The sequence below is a fragment of the Methylibium sp. genome (assembly GCF_013817345.1).
GTDB lineage: Bacteria > Pseudomonadota > Gammaproteobacteria > Burkholderiales > Burkholderiaceae_C > Methylibium.
Genome location: NZ_JACDCW010000183.1, coordinates 1 through 3688, shown reverse-complemented (window position 1 = coordinate 3688; position 3688 = coordinate 1). Strand labels below are relative to the sequence as shown.

7 protein-coding genes are annotated in these 3688 nt (G+C 61.7%); 5 read left to right on the top strand and 2 right to left on the bottom strand.

Annotated elements, in window-relative coordinates; translation table 11 throughout:
* Positions 1-82: 82 nt before the first annotated feature.
* Positions 83-286 carry a hypothetical protein gene (locus H0W40_RS19610; protein WP_292449571.1) on the bottom strand — a complete coding sequence of 68 codons (204 nt, stop codon included), beginning with the start codon at positions 284-286 and terminating at the stop codon, positions 83-85.
* Positions 287-371: 85 nt separating this feature from the next.
* Here H0W40_RS19610 and H0W40_RS19605 point away from each other — a divergent pair, with 85 nt between their 5' ends.
* The 5 genes from H0W40_RS19605 (at position 372) to H0W40_RS19585 (ending at position 2907) form a co-directional block, all read left to right on the top strand.
* A complete protein-coding gene (locus H0W40_RS19605; RefSeq protein WP_292449569.1) occupies positions 372-578 on the top strand; it encodes a hypothetical protein in 207 nt (68 codons plus the stop codon).
* Between the two features lie 2 nt (positions 579-580).
* Complete coding sequence (locus tag H0W40_RS19600; RefSeq protein WP_292449568.1) at positions 581-1210, top strand: trypsin-like peptidase domain-containing protein; 630 nt, start codon at positions 581-583, stop codon at positions 1208-1210.
* A gap of 88 nt (positions 1211-1298) precedes the next feature.
* A complete protein-coding gene (locus H0W40_RS19595) occupies positions 1299-1739 on the top strand; it encodes a hypothetical protein (protein ID WP_292449566.1) in 441 nt (146 codons plus the stop codon).
* A 26-nt stretch (positions 1740-1765) separates the two neighbouring features.
* Positions 1766-2746, top strand: a complete 981-nt coding sequence (locus tag H0W40_RS19590; RefSeq protein WP_292449563.1) for a hypothetical protein — start codon at positions 1766-1768, stop codon at positions 2744-2746.
* Positions 2743-2907: a hypothetical protein gene (locus H0W40_RS19585; protein WP_292449562.1), complete on the top strand. Its 165-nt coding sequence runs from the start codon at positions 2743-2745 to the stop codon at positions 2905-2907. Before H0W40_RS19590 ends, H0W40_RS19585 begins: the two co-directional genes overlap by 4 nt.
* Before the next feature lies 1 nt (position 2908).
* Here the strand turns inward: H0W40_RS19585 and H0W40_RS19580 are convergent.
* Positions 2909-3688 (bottom strand): site-specific integrase (locus tag H0W40_RS19580; protein WP_292449560.1); only part of this gene is annotated, 780 nt, incomplete at its 5' end.

The following is a 3688-nucleotide window of genomic DNA, read 5'->3' as shown; positions in this document are numbered from 1 at the left end:
GAGCAGATCGACGAGCTGCTGAGGGAAGCGGACGAGCTATCGCGCGAGGTAGCGCGGGACGTGCGCAAGCCGTTTCGCAGTCTTACTCGGTAAGAACAGCGCCCATCGCTATTGCGATCAGGGCAAAGAGAAACAGCCAACCGAAGAAACGCGCCTCATCGTTGCGATCAGCGCGTCCCATTAAGTACCACGAGAAAGCGACCAGAGCCGTGCCCGACACGTAGGCGCCGGCCATCAATGTTAGCCAGCCTGCGATGGTGAGGATGACGCCGAGCGCTGTCAGCATTTGAGAATCTTAACGCAATATCAAAGGGCCGCATTCGGCGGCATTTTTTTAGCTTGCCTCTACATTATTTAGTAGGATGCCGCCAATGGAGAGTGCCGAAGAAGCCGTGTGGGTTCTGCTTTCAATCGCCGGCCAGCGCTACTCAACCAACGTCCGCTTTGCGCGGGGCGGCGGCATGAGTGAGGCGGAGGCCCGTGCCCGCGCCCGCTTTCATGCCTGGATCACGGTGGCCGCGCCGCAGTGTGTTTCTTGGGATTTGGTCAGGGTTGTCGATAGTTACAGGAGGAAATAGGGATGCGCTTGCTGATGCTCTTGTTGTTGTTGGCGTGGCCGTTCACCGCTCAGGCGGGACTGGCCGACGTGGTGGCGCGCGTCATGCCATCGGTGGTTTCACTTGAGAAAGACGGCAAGGCGTACTGCACCGGCGTCATTCTGAACACTGCCAAGCGCCACGTCTTGACTGCCCGCCATTGCGTGCAGGGATCGACTTTCACCATCGGTCTGAGTGACGGCCGCACCGTCAGCGCGCGGCTGGTCGGCGTCGCCTCGATCGACATCGCCATCCTGCAAATCATCGAGCCGGTGTTGTTGCCGGCAGTGCAGCTCGGCAATGCGAGCGCGCTACGGGCCGGCGACGCTGTGTTCGTCGTCGGTCATCCATTGGGGTATCGCTACACCGTGACCGCCGGCATTGTCAGTTTTGTCGGACGCGACGACGGTGATCCAAGCGGCCTGCATATTCAGGTCGATGCGGTGATTCATCCCGGCAATTCAGGCGGGCCATTGTTCGACTTCGATGGCCGGCTACTGGGCATCAACGACTCTGCCATTCAGCCGCCCGGTCGCGGCCACGGCATCGGCCTCGGCTTTTCGATTCCGATGGACGCGGTGCTCGTCGCCGTGGCCGAGATCGAGCGTCTATGAAAAGGCTGCTCGGCTTGCTCCTCTGGTTTCTGGCCGGCAGCGGCGTCGGCGTCTGGTTCATGGTCATCCTGTCAACGCTGGGCGGTCTATGACGACCATCTGCGTTTCACGCGCGCTCCGCATGATGGTGAGTGACAGCCGAATTGCGGTCGGCAGCACGCGCGCGCCGAAGTCGCCAAAAATGTGGCGCCTGCCGAATTGCATTGTCGGCATCGCCGGCACGATGTACCCCGGCCAGCAGTTCGTCCAGTGGCTGCCGCATCGCAAGGGGCCACGCCCTTTAGGCGACTACGAGGCGCTGGCCCTGTACCGCGACGGCCGCCTCGGCTGGTGGCTCGGGCGCCACAACGAAACCCTGGTTGAAGAAGATTTCTACGCCATCGGCTCCGGGCAGGACTTCGCGCTCGGTGCGATGCAGGCCATGCAGGAAATGGGATTGAAAGCTGATCCTCGCATCGCTGTTCGCTGCGCCGCCAGGCACGACGTTCAGAGCGAGGAGCCGATCCGAACACTCCGATGGGTGAAATAGTGGGCCAAATACGCGGTAGACCACCGTTGTTTTCTGATGAAGTTCTTGTTCAACACCTGCGCGAAGGCTTGAGCGCAACGCAAATCTGCAAGCGCCTGAAAGTGGCGTGGGGCAGTGGCATTAAACACCGGCTTGACCGCCTGCGGGAAGATGGCGGTATCCCGCTGGTCAATGGCCGGGGACACGGCAACGTGCCGCTCGATGCTATCCAGACCGAGCAGCGGATCAACGAGTACATGGCCGCAGAGGGGCGGCAGCACTTCAAGTTGAACGACGGCGTTCTGCTGGTCGCTTCCGATGCGCACTATTGGCCTGGCATTGTCAGCACCGCGCACCGTGCTTTCGTGAAGTTCGCGCGCGAGATGAAACCCTCGTGTCTAGTGATGAACGGCGACGGCTTCGACGGCGCCAAGATCAGCCGCTACCCGCGTATCGGATGGGACAAGCGGCCGTCGGTGCTCGATGAATTGAAAGCGGTCAAGGAGCGGCTGACAGAGATCGAGGAAGCCTGCGGCACCAAGAATCTGTTCTGGCCGCTCGGCAATCACGACGCCCGCTTTGAAACATTCCTGGCGGCTCACGCCAGCGAGTACGAGGGCGTGACCGGCTTTCATCTGCGCGATCACTTCCCGCTGTGGCGCCCCTGCTGGTCGCTCTGGCTCAATGATAGCGTGGTGGTGAAGCATCGTTACAAGGGCGGGATTCACGCGGCTCATACCAATACGGCATCGGCCGGCAAGACGATGGTTACTGGTCATCTGCACTCGCTCAAGGTAACGCCGCTGTCCGATTACAACGGTACGCGCTACGGGGTTGACACCGGAACGCTGGCCGCGCCTTACGGGCCGCAGTTCAGCGACTACACCGAAGATGCGCCGACCAACTGGCGGGCCGGTTTCGCCGTGCTCACGTTCTGGCGCGGCACGCTGCTATGGCCGGAACTTTGTCATGTGCTGGATGAGGAGCAGGGCATAATTGAATTTCGCGGAACAGTGCTAAAAGTATGACGCCCAAGCTCTGGGCGCTTGCCTTGCTATCCATTGCGACCGCGCTGTATCTGGGCATCTTCGCCACCAAGTTGATGCGTGCCGACTGGGGCATGGCGCTCGTGTGGGGCGGCTATTCGACGGCAAACCTGGGCCTGTTCTGGGTGGAGTGGCAAACATAAGCTAGTCCAGCCGCCTGGCTAGTTCTTCAGCCGACTCGTTGTAGTAGGTCTGAAGCTGGCGAATATCCCGATGACCGACCACCCGGGCCAGCGCCAGCACATCGAGCTTGCGTGACAGCATTGTGATGGCCGTGTGGCGACTGTCGTGATAGTTCAGCCCGACGATGCCGGCCCGTGCGCGTATCTTGCGAAACAGCGCATCCTTGATGGCCGGCGACAAGCCGAACACCGGAGCGTTCAGGTGCACGATGCCCCCGTGAGGGCGGGTGCCTTGTGCACCTACGCGCCGCGGCATGGCGGCGATAATCTCGCGGGCACGCGCGGATAGCGGCACGTCGCGCTTGTCGCCGTTCTTGGTGTGCGTCAGGTAGGCAACGTTGCCTCTGACCTGATCCGCCAGCAGACCGCATATCTCGCCGCCGCGCATACCCGTTTCGATCGCAAACTCGAAAGCAGCAATGACGCGCGCCGTCGCGTACTGGTAATCGGTGCCGGCCGCGTGACGAAGCAACTCCAGTTCCCCCGGTAGCACCAGTCGATCGCGCGGGCGGTTCGCCTTCGGGCGGCCGGCTTTGGTGAATGGATTGACACTTAGCCAGTGCCACTCATCCCGCGCGACCCGGCAGGCGTGCGACAGGATCACCATGTCGCGGATGACGGTCGAGCCCGAGACTTCGCGCTTGCGCCGATCGCGCCACTCGGCAACCTTGGGCGTGTCTAGATCGGCCAGCGCAATAGAGGCGAGCGGATCGCGCAGGTAAAACGCAATCCGCCCCTGCTC

What these genes read in the sequence shown, in the direction of transcription:
- H0W40_RS19585 (WP_292449562.1), top strand. Translation starts at nt 2,743, where the DNA reads ATGACGCCCAAGCTCTGGGCGCTTGCCTTGCTATCCATTGCGACCGCG.
- H0W40_RS19600 (WP_292449568.1), top strand. Translation starts at nt 581, where the DNA reads ATGCGCTTGCTGATGCTCTTGTTGTTGTTGGCGTGGCCGTTCACCGCT.
- H0W40_RS19605 (WP_292449569.1), top strand. Translation starts at nt 372, where the DNA reads ATGGAGAGTGCCGAAGAAGCCGTGTGGGTTCTGCTTTCAATCGCCGGC.
- H0W40_RS19595 (WP_292449566.1), top strand. Translation starts at nt 1,299, where the DNA reads ATGACGACCATCTGCGTTTCACGCGCGCTCCGCATGATGGTGAGTGAC.
- H0W40_RS19610 (WP_292449571.1), bottom strand. Translation starts at nt 286, where the DNA reads ATGCTGACAGCGCTCGGCGTCATCCTCACCATCGCAGGCTGGCTAACA.